The following is a 16057-nucleotide window of genomic DNA, read 5'->3' on the forward strand; positions in this document are numbered from 1 at the left end:
ATGTCCGCTGCCCGCGATTTCCTGCGCGCCGAGCTCGAACGTGAATACAGCGCGTGGTTCGGCCTGCCGCCGCGCTCGTTCCTCGACGGCGTGGTCGAAGCGTGGATGGCCGACGATACGAACTCGAAGCATCGCTTCGACACGATCGAGGCCGCGCTGCCCTCGGCGAAGCGGATCCTCGACATGGCCTCGGGCTGCGGGAGCGCCGTGTTCTACGGGCTGCTCCACGGCTACGACATGGTCGGGATCGATCCCGAGGGGTGGAAACACACCTTCAACGGGATGAAGGCGAAGGAGCGCGGGTACCCTGCCGCGTGGATGAGCCGCTTCCACGACGGCGTGGGCGAAGCGCTCCCGTTTCCCGACGACGATTTCGACTGCGTGACGAGCTACCAGACGATCGAGCACGTGCAGGACGTCGACCGCGTGCTCGCGGAGCTCGTGCGCGTGACGCGGGCGGGCGGCGGGATCCACCTGCGCTGCCCGGACTACCGCGGGACCTTCGAGGGGCATTACCGGCTGCCCTGGCTGCCGCTCTTCCCGCGGCCGCTCGCGCGCGCCTACCTGCGGGCGGTCGGCAAGCCGACGGCGGGTCTCGACACGATCCAGTACATCACGAAGGGCCGCGTCGTGCGGATCCTGCGGGCGCTTTCGTCGCGCAGGCCGGGGCTCCGGCTGCGGATCGTGGACCTGGATCGGGAGGCGTTCGCCGCGGGGCGGCAGCGGCTCCCGGGTGAGTTTTCGTGGTGGAAGGCGAAGCGGTATGCGCGGGGGCTCTTCCGCGAGGAGACGAGCGTGAACCTCTTCGTGTACGTCGAGGCGAAGGGAACGAAGGGCCGGCCGTGAGCCGCCTCCGCGTGCTGATCACGGGCGCGACGGGGTTCCTCGGCGCGCACGTGACACGAGCGCTGCTCGACCAGGAAGCGCGCCTGACGCTCCTCGCGCGGCCGAGCTCGGAGCTCGGGCGGCTCTTTCGCGTGGCCGGGACGCGGCTCGATCGCACGGAGCTTCGCAGGGTCGATCTCGGCGCGGCGGAGGCGGTCCGCGCGGAGATGTCGCGGGCGCAACCCGAGGTCGTGATCCACCTGGCGGCCGACGCGCGCGCCCGTGCTCCCGAGGACGAGGTCGAGGCGATGCGCGCGCTCCACGTGGGCGTGACGCGTGGGCTCGCGGAGGCTTCGATCGAGCTGGGCGCGCGGCTCGTCGTGGTGTCGACGAGCGACGTATACGGCAAGCTTCCTTCGCCGCATGACGCGGAAGGTGAGGTCGCGCCGCGGACGCCATATGCGCGCACGAAGGCCGAGGCGGACGCGATGGTGCTCGGGCCGCTGCGTGACCAGGGCCTCTCGGCCGTCGTGTTGCGGCCGTACCTCGTGTACGGGCCGGGCGCGCAGCCGCGGCAGCTCTTGCCTGCGCTCATCGCCGCTTGCCTCGCAGGTCGAGATTTCCCGATGACCGACGGCCTCCAGCGGCGCGATTTCGTGTACGTGGGCGACGTGGCCCGCGCAGTGGCCCTCGCCGCGACGGCGCCCGACGCCGTGGGGCGCGTGATCGACCTCTGCACGGGCGTGCCGCGGCAAGTCGCCGACGTGGTGCGCCTCGTCGTCGATCGCATCCAGCCGGCGCAGGGCGGGCCCGTGCTCGGCGCGACGGCGCGCCCCGCGGACGAGCCCGAAGCGCACTACGGGGATCCCGCGCCCGCGGAGGCGCGGCTCGGGTGGAAGGCCGAGGTCTCGCTGGAGGAGGGCATCGATCGCACGATCGACGCAGCCCGGGAGGAGCGTTCCAAGTGAGCGGCCCCGCGCCCGCGCGCCCCGCCGTCGCGTTCCTCCTCGGGACGGCGTTTTCGTTCACCGAGACGTTCCTCTTCAACCAGATGCGCTCCCTCACGCGGTACCAGGCGATCACGCTCTGCAACCGCGTCGCCAACGAGGAGCGATTCCCCTGGACCGAGCCGCGGATCCTCGGGCGAAGGCAGCCTTCGAAGATCGGCCAGGCGCTCCGCCCGCTGCACGGGAGGCTCACGCTCGATCCGGCGTGGATGCAGGCGCTGCAGGAGACGCGCGCGACGGTGCTGCATGGTCAGTTCGGCACGAATGGGCTCATCGCCGCGGTGTACGGCAAGAAGCTCGGGTTGCCCGTGGTGACCTCGTTTTACGGCGGTGACGTCGGCATCCTCCTCGAACCGCGGAAGCACCTGCGGCGCTACTGGCACTACATCCTCGGCAAGCGCGCGCTCTTCGAGGGCAGTGATCTCGTGCTCGTGCTCTCGACCGCGATGCGCGACGATCTCGAGCGGCTCGGCTGCCCCGCGTCGAAGCTGCGCATCCACCCGAATGGCGTGGACCTCGAGCGCTTCCGCCCAGCGCCGCGCGCTGATCGCACAGGGCCGCTCTCGGTCGTGATGTGTGGCCGCGAGATCGAGAAGAAGGGATTTGCCCATGGCTTCCGCGCCGTGTTTCGGGCGCGGGCCGCGGGCGCGGATCTGCGCGTGCGTTGGCTCCCGGCGCCTGGGCCGCTCGGCGCGCCCTTGCGCGCGCTCATCGAGGAGCTCGGGCTCGGGCCCCACGTCGAGATCCTCGATCCGAAGACCGATCCCGCCGTCGTGATGCGCGAGAGTGATCTCATGCTCTGCCCCTCGGTGACGGCGGCGGACGGCGACAAGGAAGGTGTGCCCACGGTGCTCGTGGAGGCCGCCGGGACGGGCTTGCCCGCAGTCGCGAGCCGTCACGCGGGGATCCCGGAGATCGTGGTCGATGGTGAGAGCGGTTTGCTCTACGCCGAACGTGACGAGGAGGGCCTCGCCGCGGGCCTCGTGCGCCTCGCGAAGGACGTATCGCTCCGCGCGCGTATGGGCGAGGCGGCGCGGCAGAAGGCGCTCGCGACCTACGACGCGCGCAAGCTCGCCGTCACGCTGGAGGCGCACTACGACGCGTTAGCCGCGCTTGCTCTGCGTCGGTCTCTCGATTAAACGCTTTTGGCCGTGTCGCGTGAAAAGGTCGTCATCCTCGCGGGTGGCCAGGGGATGCGTCTCCGGGAGGAGACCGAGTTTCGGCCGAAGCCGATGATCACCATCGGGGATCGTCCGATCCTCTGGCACATCATGAAGAGCTACGCGCACCACGGGCTGCGCGACTTCATCGTGTGCCTCGGCTACCGGGGCGAGGTCATCAAGCAGTACTTCCTCGACTACCGCGCGATGAGCCGCGACTTCACGCTGGATCTCGGCAAGGGCGGCGCGATCACGCTGCACGAGTCGCCGGCCGCCGAGGAAGAAGATTTCCGGGTGACGCTCGCCGAGACCGGCCAGCGCGCGATGACCGGGGCGCGCATCAAGCGCATCGAGAAGTACGTCGATACGGACACGTTTTGCGTGACCTACGGCGACGGCGTGTCGAACGTGGACATCGGGCGGTTGATCGCGTTCCACCGCGAGCACGGGCGCATCGGCACGGTGACCGGCGTCTTCCCGCAGTCGCGTTTCGGCGAGCTGCTCCGCGACGGGTCGCGTGTCGTCGAGTTCAACGAAAAACCGCTCATGCACGACGGCTGCATCAACGGCGGGTTTTTCGTCTTCAGCCGCAAGTTCTTCGACTACCTCGAGGACGACGACGGCTGCGTGCTCGAAGGAAAACCCCTCGCGCGGCTGGCGAAGGACGGCGAGCTGATGGTCTACGAGCACCGCGGCTTCTGGCAGTGCATGGACACGATGCGTGATCTGGAGATGCTCCGGAGCCTCTGGACAGGAGGAGCGCCGTGGAAGGTCTGGTGAGGGACGAGGCGGCGGATCGCGCGTTCTTCCGCGATCGGAACGTCCTCGTCACGGGCGCGACGGGGCTGCTCGGATCGTGGCTCAGCGAGCGGCTGGTTTCGCTCGGCGCGAACGTCGTGGGCCTCGTGCGGGATTTCGTGCCCACGTCGAGGCTCTTCGTTGCAGGGTCGAAGGGGACGACGATCGCCGAGGGCATGACGCTCGTGAGCGGCGACATCCGCGACCGCGAGCTGCTCGAACGCGTGATGGGCGAGCACGAGATCGACTCGGTCTTCCACCTCGCCGCGCAGACCATCGTGGGCATCGCGAACGCGAACCCGGTGAGCACGTTCGAGAGCAACGTCGCCGGCGCGTGGAACGTGTTCGAGGCGGCGCGCAGGTCGCCGAAGGTGCGCCGCGTGCTGCTCGCGTCGAGCGACAAGGCCTACGGCTCGCACGAGACGTTGCCCTACACCGAGGCGATGGCGCTGCGGGGCGAGCACCCGTACGACGTCTCGAAGTCGTGCGCGGACCTCATCGCCCGGACGTACTGGGTGACCTACCGGCTGCCCATCACGATCACCCGCTGCGCGAACCTCTACGGCGGCGGGGATCTCAACTGGAACCGCATCGTGCCCGGCGTGATCCGCGACATCGTCGCAGGCCGCAGGCCCGTCATCCGCAGCGACGGCACGCTCATCCGCGACTACCTCTACGTGGAGGATGCGGTCGACGCGTACCTCGACCTCGCCCGCGCGATGGAAGATCCCGCCGTCCACGGCGAGGCCTTCAACATCTCGGCGGGCAACCAGCTCACGGTGCTGGAGATGACCCGCGCGATTCTGGAGCGCATGGGGTCGACGCTGGAGCCGGATGTGCGCGGGCAAGCGACGCACGAGATCGCGCACCAGTACCTCGACGCCGAAAAGGCGCGGCGCGTGCTTGGCATCAAGCCCCGGTACGGCCTCGTCGCCGGCCTCGATCGCACGACCGCCTGGTACCGCGATTTCCTCGCGCGTGAAGGCCGCCGCGCCGCCGGATGAGCCTTCTACGGAGCGCGGCGCGCGGCGGGGTCGCGCTCGGGGCGAGCCAGACCTTCGCCACGGCCCTCGGCTGGGTGCGGACGCTCGTCCTGGCGCGGCTGCTCGTGCCCGAGGACTTTGGCCTCGTCGGGCTCTGCACGGTGCTGCTCGGCTTCCTCGGCGCGCTGAGCGACATGGGCCTCACGGCCGCGACGATCCAGCGCAAGGAGCTCTCGGACGGCCACCGCGACGCCGCCTTCTGGATGAGCATCTCGATGGGCGCCGTGCTCTTCGTCGCGAGCGTCGCCGCGGCCCCGGCCCTCGCGGCCTTTTACGGCGAGCCGCGCGTGGTGTCGCTCGTCGTGGTCTCCGCGCTTCCGCTGCTCATCGGCCCCTTCGCCTCGACGCACGCCGCGCTCTTGCGGCGTGATCTTCGCTTCGGGCGTGTCGCCGCCATCGAGGCCGGGCGCAACGTCGCGGCGAGCGCGGCGACGCTCGGGCTCGCGGCGTTCGGCGCCGGGTACTGGTCGCTCGTGTTCGGCCCGCTCGCGAGCCATGTCGTGTCCGTCGTCGCGTACACGCTGTCGAGCCCGTTCCGGCCGCGCTTCCGCGCGACGTGGACACACGCGCGTGAGCTCTTCTCGTTCAGCGCGTACGTCGCGGGGGCGAGCGCCATCAACTACCTGTCGGCGAACATGGACTACATGATCGTCGGCAAGCGGCTCGGGACCGCGGCGCTCGGCACGTACACGTTCGCGTACGAGACGATGACGTTCCCGCTGACGCGTATCGCCTCGCTCTTCAGCCAGGTGATGTTCCCGGCGTTCGCGACGATCCAGGACAAGCTCGACGAGATGCGCGAGACGTACCTGAAGATCTCGCGCGCCGTGGCGATCGTGAGCTTTCCGATCCTCGCGTGGGTCGCGGTCGTCGCGCCCGAGCTCGTGGCGTTGCTCTACGGGCCGCGGTGGCTGCCGGCCGTGGGGCCGCTGCGCGCGCTCAGCGTGGCGGGCGCGCTGAAGGCCGTGGGCACGCTCGTGGGGATCATCTTCAAGTCCCGCGGCAAACCCGCGGTGGAGCTCTACTGGAACATCGCGTGGCTCGTGGGGCTCACGGTGGCGCTGATCATCGGCGTGAACTGGGGGGCCTTCGGCGTCGCCGTGAGCATCTCGATCCTCTGCGTGCCCGGTACGCTCTTCACGGAGTGGCTCGCGTGCCGTTACATCGAGATGAAGCTCTCGCGGCTGCTCGGCGTGCTCGTCGTGCCGACCGTGGCCGTCGCGGTCGCGACGGCGGCCGGGGCGATCGCGCGGCTCGAGCTCGCGACGCTCCTGCCCCCGGGCGTCGTCGGGGACGTCGCGCGGCTCGTGGGGCTCACGTTGATCATGCTGCTCGTGTACGTCGCGACGCTGCGCGTGATCTACCCGCCGATCACCGCCGAGGTGCGCGCGTTCCTCGGGTTCTTCAAGCGCGACAAGAAGGCGCCCGCGAAGGCCCCGACGGAGGCCGAAACGCCTGCCGAGGAAGTGGCCCCGAAGGAGGCGCACTGATGCCGACGCTCGTCGGCGTGTACACGCCCGCGGGGGCCGAGCGCGAAGGCGCCGCGCTTTTTCGCGAGCTCACGCGTGATCTTGGGAGCGCGGCTTCGTCGCTGCACGAAGGTCCTCTCCGTGCGGCCCTTTTCCCCCAGCATGCCGGCGAGCGCATCGTTTGCCCCGGCGCGCCCGGCGCCGCGGGGCATGCGATTGGCTTCGGCGGCGATGATCTGAAGAGCCCTGCCGCGCGCCTCGTCCCGCCGTGGCTCCTCTGCCGCTGGGATGCCGCGCGGGGCGTGGCCGTCGTCGAGGTCGATCGTCACGGCTTCGCGCTCGTCTACGTCCGCACCGTGGGCGCGTGTGTCGTGTTCTCCACGTCCGCGGCGCGCCTCGGGCAGCTCGCGCCGCGCTCTTCGCTCGATCGCCACGCGCTCGCCGAGCTGCTCGCCTTCGACCACCTGCTCGGCGAGCGCACGTTGCGCCGCGAGGTCACCGCCCTGCCACAAGGCGCGGCCCTCGAGATCGGCCCCGCGGGCCCGAGCTTTCCGCGGCGCTTCCGTTACGCCGAGCTTCCGATCGATCGCGGCACGTCGCCGGCTGCGGCCGTCTCCGCGTTGATCCCGCTCTGGCGCGAGGGGCTCGCGGGCGCGCTCGCGACCCGCGGGGATCAGCCGCTCGTCGTTCCCCTGAGCGGTGGCCTCGACTCGCGGCTCTTGCTCGCGACGGCCACCTCCGCGGGCGCGTCTGCCTCGGCCTTCACGTTCTCCGGCACCGGCGAGCGTACGCCCGACATCGGCATCGCCGAAGAGGTCTGCCGCGTGCTCGGCGTCCCGTGGCGCGCGCTTGGCCTCGACGACGACTGGCTCGTTGATCACGCCGTCCGCGCATCCGTGCTGACGGACGGTCAGCTCAATTTGCTGCACGCCTACGGCATCAGCCTGACGGGCTCGTTCCCCGAGGGGATGCTGCGGCTCGACGGGTTTGCCGGCGACGTCGTGCTCGGCGCGAGCTTCCTTCGCCGCGAGCACTTCACCGCGCGGAGCCCCGAGGCGCGCCACCGCTTGCTCTGGGCTTCCCGGGCTCGCCTCGAACGCCCGGCCTGGCGAGAGCTGCTCGTGCCCGAGGCCCGCGGCGAGATGCTCGATCTCGCCCGCGCCTCCCTCACGAAGAGCCTCGAAGCCGATCCGCTCGACGATCCCCGCTGGTCCGACTTCTGGATCCTGCGGCACCGCATCCGGCGCTTCACGGTGAACGGGCCGCTGCTCTGGCGCGGCGTGGCGCGCTCGGCGTTCCCGTTCTTCGCGCCGGGCTTCATCGATCGGCTGCTCGCCGTGGCGCCCGAGGCGCGCCTCGACGCCGCGCTCCAGGCCTCCTTCTTCTGGGAGGGATTTCCTCACATGGCGGCGATCCCCTGGCAGCGCATCGGCTGGCCCGTGCCGCGCGGGGGCGTCGTGGAGACGCTCGTCCGCCGCCTGCGCAAGCCGCCGTATCCGCCCGCCGCTGCCTTCTTCGATCACGACGCGGTCTTCCGCAGATCGGCGCGGCTTCGTGGGTTTCTCCGCGACCTGCTCCTCGATCCGCGGACCGGCGTCGATCGCTTCGGCTGCTTCGATCGGGCCTCCGTCGCGCGGCTCCTCGCGGGCGTCGAGGCGGGCTCGCGCCGTGGCATGCCGCAGATCGCTTTGCTCGCGAGCCTCGTATTGTCCGAGCGCGTGTGGTCGCCGCGCTGAGTCGCTTTACGCAGGCTTTCGCGCGAGCACACACGCGATCTGCCACGGGGAGAAGATCCGCCGCAGCGCGCGCTTGAAGCCTTGGTAATGCTCGGGCGCGCGGATGGTCAGGACCTCCTGGCGCAGCACCTCGGGCCAGCCGAGCAGCGCCGCGAGCTCGGCCGCCGTCGGGCGGTAGCCCGTGTCGATCGGATCGCGGTGGATCGGGTACCGCCGCGGCACCGTGAGCACGAGCAGCCCGCCGGGCGCGACGACCCGCGCCACGTGGCGGAGCGTCGCCTCGCGATCGGTCACGTGCTCCAGGAGGTTCGTGCAGAGCACGAGGTCGAAGGTGCGATCGACGCCCTTCAGGTTCGTCACGTCGGCGACGATGTCGACGCCCGGCTCCGGCCGCGCGTCGAGGTGCAGCACCTTCAGGCCTCGCGCGCGGAGCGGCGCGAACACGTTCCGATCGAGGTGCGGCTGCACGACGGTGCGGAAGTGGAGCGTGGAGGAGCCGATGTCGAGCACCGTCGCGCCCTTTTCGAGCGGCGTTGCTTCGAGCACGTCGCGGATCCACTCCGACTCGTCGACGAACACCCGAACCCCTTGTCACACGAGGCCGCCTCCGCGCAAGCACGAGCCTCGGGATCGGGTATACAGGCCCCGGCGCGCCGATGTCCTCGTGTTACCTCGCCCTCCGCCTGAAGAACCCCGAAGGCCTACCCGAGGGCCTCTCCGCGCGCCTCGATCGCGCCTTGCCGTTCGTACCGGAGGCGCGGTTCTCGGCTGCGCGCGGCGGCATCCAGCTCTGGGCCTTCCTCCGCGACGAGGGGCTCTGGCCCGAGCCGCGCTGGCACGAGGATACGAGCGGGGCCGCGGTGATCACGGGGTACGGCGTGGCCGACGATCGCCGCCTCCTCGGCGCGGCGGACGTGCTGCGGGAGCCCGACGCCCCGGCCCTGCGCCGCCGGTTTCACGGCGAGTGGTCGATGTGCAAGCTCACGGACGAGGGGCTCTTCGTGGCCTGTGATCCGGTCGGCACCGAGCACGTGTACATGACGGAGCAGCCGGGGTTTTTCGCGGTTTCGAACCGCGCGCGCCTGCTCTGGGAGCTCATGAAGGCGCTCGGCCCGCGCCCCGCGCCCGATTTCGAGGCGCTCGGCGGGCTCATCTCGCCCGGCTACCTCGTCTGCACCGAAGGTACGGCCGTGCGGGGCGTGCGGCTCGTCGACGCCCACACGGCCGTCGTCGTGCCCCGCGACGCGGGCCCCGTCGAGATCCGCGCGCTCGGCGGCGGCGAGCCCGCGATTCCGGGCGCGGCGCCCGATTGGGACACGCTCGCGGAGCACCTGCGCGGAAACTTCGCGTGGATCGCGGGGACGAACAAACCGATCCTCGCCGCGCTGACCGGAGGCAAGGACAGCCGGCTCGTCCTCGCGGCCTTGAAGAGCGCGGGCCTGGAGAAACGCGCGAGCCTCTACATCAGCGTGCCGCCCGAGCACGCCGATCACCTCGCGGCGCGGCGCATCGCCGATCGGTTCGGCCTGAACCTCGAACGGAAGAGCCCGCCGCCGCGCACCCGCATCCTCGAAGACATGCGCCGCCACGTGGCGCTGACCGAGGGCGCGCTCAACGCGTGGGACATGACGGGCGCGGTCACGTACCACGCGCGCCTCGGCCTGCACGGGCTCTTCGGCGAGCTCTACCGCAGCCGCGGTGCAGCCTCGCCCGATCCCGAGGCCGCCGCGCGCTTCTGGTTTTCCTCGCCGAACCTCGGCGGCGTGCTCCGCCCGGAGGCGCTCGCGCCGCAGATCACGCGGACGGCGCGCTGGATGAAGGGCGAGCTCGATCGCGGCACGGCGCCCGAGCTCCTGCACGAGGCCTACTACGCGCGGCAGTACGTGCCGCGCTGGATCGGCCAGGCGCGGCTCGGCGACGGCATCACCGCGCTCGTTCTGAACCTGCTCTACCACCCCGCGATCCAGCGCGCGTTCGGGGGGCTGCCGCTCGCGGACCGCACGAGTGATCGCGTGCACTTCGAGCTCATGTCGCGGCTCTGGCCCGAGCTCGTGGAGCTGCCCTTCGCGAACGCGTCGTGGAAGGTCGACATGGTCGCGCGGAGCACGAACGCGCGCGCGGCGATCACGACCGAGCCCGTGCGGCACGCGCGTCCGATCCTGGGCTCGGGCTGGCAAGAGCCCGCGCTCGTGGGGCAGTGGCGTGTGATCCGCGAGCGCCTCGAAGACGCGAGCTCGTTGCTGGAACCCCTCGTGGTCCCGGCGCGCCTGCGGACGTTCCTCGACGTGGCCGCGGTCGTGCTCGGCGTGCCCCAGCCCGTGTCCTCGCGGGCGCGCACGGCCCTGCGCTCGCCGCTTTTGCTCCTGCACGCGCGGTCGCACAAGGCGCGCATCCTGCGCATCGTGCTTGGTCTGCTCACGGTCGTGGAGCTCGAAGGCGAGCTGCGTGAGGCCGAGTCCGCGATCGTGCGCGTGACCTGAGGGTCGTCAGCGGCGCTTCACGCGGTCGAAGATCGGCATGCGCGCGATCATCGATTGCGCCGCGCGCATGCCGGCGAGGACGACTTCTTCGGTCGGCGTGCGCTTCCGGACGGGCTTTTTCCGCGCGTCGAAGGTCGCCATGTACGCGTCGAACGCGGGCTCGATGCCCGTGATGTTCTTGCGCACGTCCTTGTACCGGCGCGACTTCCAGATGAACTCCCGCGCCGAGCGGCAGTAGTCGTGCCGCATGATCATGCCCGGCGCGTAGACCGAGCGCAGCGCGGGGAAGGCGTGTTTCATGCGGTAGGCGAGGTAGAGCCCTTCGCCGCCGTAGAGATCGTCGCGGAAGCCGCCGATGGCGAGGTAGACGGCGCGGCGGATCAGCATGTTGCCCTCGGTGGAGACGTTGTCCTCGTCCCACAGATCGTCGCCGCGGTCGTAGTGGCCAGCCCACACGTTGTACCAGGGGTGCTTGTGCGGGACGATGCGGCCACGCGCGGCGCCGATGGTCTCGTCGCGGAAGAGGTTCACGCCGTACTCGACCCAGTCGGGCACGACGAGGCCGTCGTCGTCGATGTAGGCCACGAGCTCGCCGCGCGCCCAGCCCATCGCCGCGTTGCGCGCCACGTTGAGCGGCAGCCCGTCGCGCAGGCGGAGCTCGACGTCGACGAGGTTGCCGTACCGATCCCGCAGGTGGTCGAGGCCGCCGCTGTCCGCGAGGAGGATCTCGTAAGGCAGATCGAGCGCGACGGTTTGCCCGCGGAGGTGGCGCAGGCAGTCGAGCAGGTAGTCGGCGGCGCGGTAGGAGATGACGACGAGCGTGACCGCGGGATCTTTGACCTCGCGGCGCACGACGAGCTCGCGGAACTCGGAGGCGTAGCGGGCGCGAAACGCCTCGCCGAGGCGCTTTTCCTCGTCACCGATCCCCGCGCGATCCGGCAGCGTCGGAAGTCTCTCCTCGGAGGGCTCGTGGGTCGTCTGCATGGGTCAAGCGGCGCCCGCGGAGGGCTTTTTGCACACGAGGAACTTGCGCGGGTGGATGCCGTAGCGCGCCCGCGTGGCTTCGTCGAACGTGCGTTCCACGTCGACGATCTCGACCTCGAAGCCGATCTTGCGCAGCCGATCCGGGAGATCATGCCCGTAGCGGCGGCGGTGCATCGCCTCCTCGGGCCGCGCCTTGCCGTACTCCTCGGTGGGCGCGTTCCAGTTCATCGCGTTGTCGAGCAGGCCGACGCCGCCCGGCGCGAGGATGCGGTAGAGCTCGCGCATCGCGCGGTCGTCGTCCTCGATGAGGTCGAGCACGTGGAAGCAGACCCAGAGGTCGAAGGTCGCGTCGGCGAACGGCGCGGCGACGAGGTCCCCGCGCACCATCGCGTGCGGCGCGTAGAGGTCGAACGAGACGTAGTCGACGTCGTCCGGGAAGAAGCGGCGCGAGTTCGAGAGGGGCCCGATGTCGAGCACGCGGCGGCGCTTCTCGTGGAAGAAAGGGGCGAGCGTGTCGCGACAGAAGAGCGGCAGGAGGCGGACGCGATCGGTCGAGCCGCACGCGTAGCAGAGCGTGTCCTCGCGGTAGCTGTCGACGTAGTAGATCGGGCCGAAGCGCTCGCCGCTCCAGCCGCAGAGCGTGCAGTCCCGATCGCCCCCGTGGCCCCGAAGGGCGCCGCCGATCTCGCGGCCGAGCGCGCGGAAGGCGCGGACACCGTTGTCGACGCCGTCCTTGCGGCCGAGCTTGGCGAAGCGGGCCATCGCGACGCCGATCGCTGCGGCGCGGCCGAGGTAGGCGCGCGCGCGCACGAGCGGGCCCGGAGCGGGAAGAGACGTGCGAGTCACGGAGGGCCGTCTACCCAATCGGGCGCCGCGCGTCGACGCGTTTTCTCGCGCCTCAGCCGTCGCTCTTCCGCCGCTCGTCGTAGAGCCGCCGCGCCGCCACGAGCAGGCGGCCGCGCTCGTTCTCGGCTGGATCGTCGGTCACGACCTCCACGAGGGCCGCGAGGATCTCGCCGACCACGGGCCCCGGCGGGATGGCGAGCTCTTTCATGAGCTCGTTGCCCCGGATCTTCAGGTCCTTCGTCCCGAGGGGCGCGCCCGCGGCGAGCAGGTCCGTCGCGCGCTCGCGCAGCCGCTCGATCGCTTGGACCTCGTCCGCCGGGTCCCGCCCCTTGCCGCGCACGTCCGAGAGCGCCAGCGCGTACAGATCCGGCGCGAGATCCGGCGTGACGCGGCGGATCCAGCGCCGCACGGCCGCGTCGGTCCAGCCCTCGTCGTAACAGAGGAGGTGATGCCGGACGAGCGCGGCGATCCGGTCGCGCTCGTCGTTCGAGAAGCGCAGCCGGCCGAGGATGTCCGTCGCCATCTCCGCGCCGATTTTTTCGTGATCGTAGAACGTGTAGTCCCCGGTCTTCTCGGAGAACGCGCGCGTCCGTGGCTTCGCGATGTCGTGCAGGAGCGCAGCCACGCGGAGGAGCGGCGCGGGCTCGCTCGCGTCGAGGGAGGCCATCACGTGGCCCCAGACGTCGAAGGCGTGCCACTTGTTCTGCGTGCAGCCGACCGCTTCGAGGAGCTCCGGGCAGGTGATCTCGAGGACGCCCGTGCGGCGCATGGCCTCGAACGCCACGCTCGGCCGCGGCGCGCGCATGCTCTTCAGCCACTCGTCGCGCACCCGCTCGGCGCTCACGCGGCGGAACGTGACGAGCGAGCGCGGCTCGCCCATCGCGCGCTCGGTGTCGGGATCGATCGCGAACCCGAGCGTCGCCGAGAAGCGCGCGGCCCGCAGGATCCGGAGGCCGTCCTCGCCGAAGCGCTCGCGCGGATCCCCCACGGCGCGCACGACGCGTGCGTCGAGATCCCGCTCGCCGCCGAAGGGATCGATCACGTGGCCGTCCACGGGATCGAGGGCGATCGCGTTCACGGTGAAGTCACGCCGCGCGAGGTCCGCGCTGATGTCGTCGACGAACTCCACCGAGTCGGGGCGGCGCCCGTCGCTGTAGGCGCCTTCTCCGCGCAGCGTCGTGATCTCGTAGTGCACGCCGCGCAGGAGCACCGTGACCGTGCCGTGCTGCAGGCCCGTGGGGATGACCTTGCGGAACATCCGCATGACCTCCTCCGGCCGCGCGTCGGTCGCGACGTCCCAGTCCTTCGCGGGCTGGCCGCGCAGGAGATCACGCACGCAGCCGCCCACGATCCAGCCCCGCTTGCCGTTCTCGCGCAGGCGGCGGCAGATCCCGAGCACGTCTTCGGGGACCTTTTCGATGAGGTGAGCGACGCCTTCCACGGCGCTCGGCTTTACCACGCTTCGGGCGCGGAGACGCCTGTCACGGCTTGTTGGAGCCGCCGTGGTAGATGTCCACGATATCCCCGCCGCTGCTCGCCGCGTTGTTGCCCTTCTTCGTCGTGGGCAAGGGGCCCACGTGCACGCCGCCGGCCTTCGTCGTCGGCGGGCGTGCGGTCCCGGCGTCGGTCGTGGCCGGCGTCGTCCCTGCGATCGCGACGAGCTTGAGGGTCTGCTTCTCCTGCGAGCCGTCGATCGTGATCGTCTGCGTGGTGTAGCCCGTGGCCTTCACTTCGAGCGTCACGGGTTTGCCCGGCTCGACCTCGAAGTTCGCGGGGAACGTGAGCTGCTTGCCCGCGTAGGTCGTCGACGCGTTCGCGTCCCGCGGATCCACGTCGACGAGCACGATCTTCTTCGCGACGCTCGTGGCCGTGGGCGCGGGCGGCGCCGTGGCGGATTGCGACGTGACCGCGCCGGGATCGGCTTTCGGGCCTGGACCGCTCAGCAGGATGAGCACCGTGCCGAGCGTCGCGCCCATGACGACCGCGCCAACGGCGACGAAGCGGAGCCAGGGCGATTTCTTCGGTCTGTCCGCGACCCCGTCGGGCACGGAGGCCGAAAGCCCGTCGGGCCGCGAGGCCATCTCGGCGACGGCGTCGGGCACGTGGCCCTGCTGGAAGCGCTGCAGATCGGCCGCGAGCGCGGCCATGTCGGGGTAACGATCCTCGGGCGCCTTCGACAGGCACTTGAAGATGATCGCTTCGAGATCGACCGGGCACGGGGGTTCGAGGCCGAGCTTCGCCAGCGGCGTGGCCGGCTGGTACATGTGCTGGCTCAGGATGCCCATGAAGTTGTCTGCGACGAAGGGGAGCTGGTTGCTCACCATCTCGTAGAGCATGATCCCGAGCGAGTAGATGTCGGTGCGGTGATCGAGCGGCGCGCCCGCGGCTTGCTCGGGCGACATGTAGTGCGGCGTGCCGAACACCGCGCCCGCGCGCGTGAGCTTGTTGTCGCCGCTCGTCGCGACCTTCGCGATGCCGAAGTCGAGGATCTTGACGAACTCTTTGTCGATCCCGCGCTGGATGATGAAGATGTTCTCGGGCTTGAGATCGCGGTGGATGATGCCGCGCTCGTGCGCCGCCGCGAGGCCGTTCGCCATCTGGATCGCGACCTTCGCGATGAGCTCGGGCTCGAGCCGCTTGGCCTTGTCCTCGTTGAGCTGGATCAGGCTCTTGCCGTCGAGGAACTCCATCACGAAGTACGTCGAGCCGTCCGGCAGATCCCCGAAGTCGGAGATGTCGATGATGTGCGGGTTGCCGATGCTCGACGCGGCGCGCGCCTCCTGCAGGAAGCGCTCGAGGATCTCGCGGTCGCGCGCCATGTCGGAGCGCAGGACCTTCACCGCGACCTTCTTGTCGATGACCTTGTGGCGGGCGAGGTAGACGAACCCCATGCCGCCTTCGCCGAGGAGCTTTTCGATCTTGTAGCGATGATCGAAGGTCGTGCCGATGTACGGATCCTTCGAGCCCGGCGCGCGGTCCGCGTCGACGTGCGCGGGCGGCGGGATGTCCGGGTCCTGTTCGCCGCGGCGCGACGCGGGCAGGAGGTCCTCGTACGAGCGCCGCGACGTCGGCTGCGGTTCGTCCGGGTTCGAGCTGAGCCTGCGGCGCGGGGGATCGCCGTCGGGCGTGGAGATGCGGCTGCGCCGCGCGCCCGTGTCGATCTCGATCTGCGACCTCGCCAGCATCGCGAGATCCGCGTCGAGCGGCTCCTCTTCGATCTGAATCACCGGCGGCGGCGCAGGAATCGAAGGTTTTTTCGGCATCGCCGGCGGCGGCACGCTCGCGGGGTTCGTCGCGGCCGCGGCGGACACGGACGGCACGAGCGGCGGCTTCTTCAGCGAGGGCAGCGTCGCCGGGCGCGGGATGCCAGGCGAGGAAGCGCGCGCCGCTCCCGCGGGGATCGGCGGCACCGGAGGCGGCGGCTTCGTCGCGGCAGAAGGCGCGGGCGGCGGCTTCGTCGCGGGTTTCCCGCCCCCAGGATGGGGCGAGCTCCCCGCTGCGACTTTGGGAACCGCAGGCGGCTTGGGCAGGGCAGGGGGCTCGTTGTCGGGGGGCGACATGCAGGAGATCGCAGATAGTTCGGGAAGCTAGGGGCCATCGTAGCAGGACGCGGCGAGCCCGAGAAGAGCGTGGAGGACGTCTGTCCGGTCCAGGCTCGATTGGCCGTCAGGGACGCGATCGGGCATCCCCCGAGGGGCCCCGCGCCGTC

At 70.7% G+C, this 16057-nt stretch carries 13 protein-coding genes; 8 read left to right on the forward strand and 5 right to left on the reverse strand.

The window, feature by feature from the left end; translation table 11 throughout:
• Genes QHF89_RS32195 through QHF89_RS32225 form a run of 7 tightly spaced genes read left to right on the forward strand, consistent with a single transcriptional unit; the run spans position 1 to position 8038 of the window.
• Positions 1-846 carry a class I SAM-dependent methyltransferase gene (locus QHF89_RS32195; RefSeq protein ID WP_136971340.1) on the forward strand — a complete coding sequence of 282 codons (846 nt, stop codon included), beginning with the start codon at positions 1-3 and terminating at the stop codon, positions 844-846.
• On the forward strand, positions 843-1793 hold the full coding sequence (locus tag QHF89_RS32200; protein ID WP_284721189.1) for an NAD-dependent epimerase/dehydratase family protein: 951 nt from the start codon (positions 843-845) through the stop codon (positions 1791-1793). The genes QHF89_RS32195 and QHF89_RS32200 overlap by 4 nt, the downstream gene beginning before the upstream one ends.
• Entirely contained in the window at positions 1790-2971 is a 1182-nt protein-coding gene (locus tag QHF89_RS32205) for a glycosyltransferase (protein ID WP_136971342.1), read from the forward strand. Before QHF89_RS32200 ends, QHF89_RS32205 begins: the two co-directional genes overlap by 4 nt.
• A 12-nt stretch (positions 2972-2983) precedes the next feature.
• Complete coding sequence (gene rfbF / locus QHF89_RS32210) at positions 2984-3772, forward strand: glucose-1-phosphate cytidylyltransferase (RefSeq protein ID WP_284721190.1); 789 nt, start codon at positions 2984-2986, stop codon at positions 3770-3772.
• Positions 3757-4794, forward strand: a complete 1038-nt coding sequence (locus QHF89_RS32215) for a GDP-mannose 4,6-dehydratase (RefSeq protein ID WP_284721191.1) — start codon at positions 3757-3759, stop codon at positions 4792-4794. Before rfbF ends, QHF89_RS32215 begins: the two co-directional genes overlap by 16 nt.
• Positions 4791-6323: an MOP flippase family protein gene (locus QHF89_RS32220; protein ID WP_136971343.1), complete on the forward strand. Its 1533-nt coding sequence runs from the start codon at positions 4791-4793 to the stop codon at positions 6321-6323. Before QHF89_RS32215 ends, QHF89_RS32220 begins: the two co-directional genes overlap by 4 nt.
• Complete coding sequence (locus QHF89_RS32225; RefSeq protein ID WP_136971344.1) at positions 6323-8038, forward strand: asparagine synthase-related protein; 1716 nt, start codon at positions 6323-6325, stop codon at positions 8036-8038. Before QHF89_RS32220 ends, QHF89_RS32225 begins: the two co-directional genes overlap by 1 nt.
• Before the next feature lie 6 nt (positions 8039-8044).
• On the opposite strand, the gene QHF89_RS32230 is transcribed toward QHF89_RS32225, so the two are convergent.
• Entirely contained in the window at positions 8045-8617 is a 573-nt protein-coding gene (locus tag QHF89_RS32230) for a class I SAM-dependent methyltransferase (protein ID WP_136971345.1), read from the reverse strand.
• A gap of 77 nt (positions 8618-8694) precedes the next feature.
• On the opposite strand from QHF89_RS32230, the gene QHF89_RS32235 reads away from it, so the two are divergent.
• Positions 8695-10518, forward strand: coding sequence for an asparagine synthetase B family protein (locus QHF89_RS32235; protein ID WP_136971346.1), 1824 nt, complete (start codon positions 8695-8697; stop codon positions 10516-10518).
• Between the two features lie 6 nt (positions 10519-10524).
• On the opposite strand, the gene QHF89_RS32240 is transcribed toward QHF89_RS32235, so the two are convergent.
• Genes QHF89_RS32240 through QHF89_RS32255 form a run of 4 tightly spaced genes read right to left on the reverse strand, consistent with a single transcriptional unit; the run spans position 10525 to position 15908 of the window.
• Positions 10525-11502 carry a glycosyltransferase family 2 protein gene (locus tag QHF89_RS32240; protein WP_136929289.1) on the reverse strand — a complete coding sequence of 326 codons (978 nt, stop codon included), beginning with the start codon at positions 11500-11502 and terminating at the stop codon, positions 10525-10527.
• A 3-nt stretch (positions 11503-11505) separates the two neighbouring features.
• Positions 11506-12348, reverse strand: coding sequence for a class I SAM-dependent methyltransferase (locus QHF89_RS32245; RefSeq protein ID WP_136971347.1), 843 nt, complete (start codon positions 12346-12348; stop codon positions 11506-11508).
• Positions 12349-12400: 52 nt separating this feature from the next.
• The gene (locus QHF89_RS32250; RefSeq protein ID WP_136971348.1) at positions 12401-13789 is read right to left on the reverse strand and encodes a CCA tRNA nucleotidyltransferase; all 1389 of its coding nucleotides are present in this window, start codon (positions 13787-13789) and stop codon (positions 12401-12403) included.
• Between the two features lie 40 nt (positions 13790-13829).
• Positions 13830-15908: a serine/threonine-protein kinase gene (locus QHF89_RS32255; RefSeq protein WP_136971349.1), complete on the reverse strand. Its 2079-nt coding sequence runs from the start codon at positions 15906-15908 to the stop codon at positions 13830-13832.
• Positions 15909-16057 lie beyond the last annotated feature (149 nt).

The organism is Polyangium sorediatum (genome assembly GCF_029946465.1).
Classification (GTDB): domain Bacteria; phylum Myxococcota_A; class Polyangia; order Polyangiales; family Polyangiaceae; genus Polyangium; species Polyangium fumosum.